Raw genomic sequence first — 1,837 nt, 5'->3', positions numbered from 1 at the left:
CCCACCGCCCAACCCCCAAACCGAACGCGCGCGCCCCAGGGACGGGAGCCCCGATGTCCGCGGAACTGATCTCGATCCTCGTACTAGTGGTGGTCTTCGTGATCGCCACCACCCGCTCGATCAACATGGGCGCGCTCGCCTTCGCCGCAGCATTCGGCGTCGGCGAACTCGTCGCCGACCTCGACGCGGACGGCATCTTCGCCGGCTTCCCGGGCGACCTCTTCGTCGTCCTGGTCGGCGTCACCTACCTCTTCGCCATCGCCCGCGCCAACGGCACCACCGACTGGCTGGTGCACGCCTCCATCCGGCTGGTCGGCGGCCGGATCGCGTTCATCCCCTGGGTGATGTTCGTGATCACCGGTGCCCTCACCGCCATCGGCGCCGTCAGCCCGGCCGCCGTCGCGATCGTCGCGCCGATCGCCCTGAGCTTCGCCGCGCGCTACAGCATCAGCCCGCTCCTCATGGGCGCGATGGTCGTCCACGGCGCGCAGGGCGGAGGCTTCTCGCCCATCAGCATCTACGGCTCGATCGTCAACGGAATCGTCGAGCGCGAGAACCTTCCGGGCAACGAACTGGCCCTGTTCTTCGCCTCCTTGGTCGCCAACCTCATCATCGCGGCCGTGGTCTTCGTCCTGTTCGGCGGCCTGAAGCTGGCCCGCCACCGCGCCGACACCCTCGCCCTCGCCGGTGCCGGCACCAGAAGCACCGGAAGCACCGGCGACAGCAGCGACAAGAGCCCGGCCCCAGAGCCCGAGCCGGAACCCGAACCCGACGAGGACACCCGCCTCACCCCGCCCCGTATCGCCACCCTCATCGCCCTGGTCGCCCTGGTCGTGGCCGTCCTCGTCTTCGACCTCGACGCCGGACTCACCGCCGTATCCCTCGCCGTGGTCCTCAGCGCCGTCTGGCCGGACACCAGCCGCAAGGCCGTCGGCGAGATCGCCTGGCCGACCGTGCTCCTGATCTGCGGTGTCCTCACCTACGTCGGCGTCCTCGAGGAGATGGGCACCATCAAGTGGGCGGGCGAGGGGGTCGGCGACATCGGCGTACCGCTGCTCGCCGCCGTACTGCTCTGCTACATCGGCGCCATCATCTCCGCCTTCGCCTCCTCCGTCGGCATCATGGGCGCGCTCATCCCGCTGGCCGTCCCGTTCCTCGCACAGGGCGAGATCGGCGCGGTCGGCATGATCGCCGCTCTCGCGGTGTCCGCGACCGTCGTGGACGTCAGCCCGTTCTCGACCAATGGCGCACTGGTGCTCGCGGCGGCTCCCGATGTCGATCGCGAGCGGTTCTTCCGGCAGTTGATGATCTACGGCGGCATCGTGGTCGCCGTGGTCCCCGCTGTCGTCTGGCTGGTCCTGGTGGTGCCCGGCTTCGGGTGAGGCAGGCTGACCTCGAGACGAGCGGCCCCTCGACGATTGGAGTACGTCACGTGAGTTCCCACTCGATGCTGTTCCCGGCCCTCGCCGAGGGCGGGTCGCGGTCGGCCCTGCGGTTCGGCGAGCGCTCGCTGTCGTACGGCGAACTGGCTGCGGTCGCCGGGCGCCTGGCCGCCTCCCTGAAGGGGGCGAGCCGGGTCGCCGTGTGGGCGACGCCCAGCATGGAGACCGCGGTCGGGGTGGTGGCGGCCCTGCTCGCGGGGGTGCCCGCGGTACCGATCAACCCCAAGATCGGCGAGCGGGAGCTGGCACACATCGTGGGTGACTGCGAGCCGATCGTGGTGCTTGCGGCACATGGCGACGAACTGCCGTCATCTCTACAGGGGTTGGTTCGTCTCGACCCCACGGTGGCGCTCCCCGGAACATCGCCGCTCCCCGTCGAACCCGCCCCCGACCAC

At 70.2% G+C, this 1,837-nt stretch carries 2 protein-coding genes; both read left to right on the top strand.

Translation table 11 applies throughout. From position 1 onward, the window contains the following. Positions 1-53 precede the first annotated feature (53 nt). Complete coding sequence (locus G6045_RS40430) at positions 54-1,382, top strand: SLC13 family permease (RefSeq protein WP_165337236.1); 1,329 nt, start codon at positions 54-56, stop codon at positions 1,380-1,382. Positions 1,383-1,447: 65 nt separating this feature from the next. Then, on the top strand, positions 1,448-1,837 hold a 390-nt coding region (locus G6045_RS40425), incomplete at its 3' end, for an AMP-binding protein (protein ID WP_165337237.1).

The organism is Streptomyces mesophilus, assembly GCF_011044995.1.
GTDB classification, from domain to species: domain Bacteria; phylum Actinomycetota; class Actinomycetes; order Streptomycetales; family Streptomycetaceae; genus Streptomyces; species Streptomyces mesophilus.
Note: the sequence above shows the minus strand (reverse complement) of the source record. Positions and strands in the feature narration are given on the sequence as shown.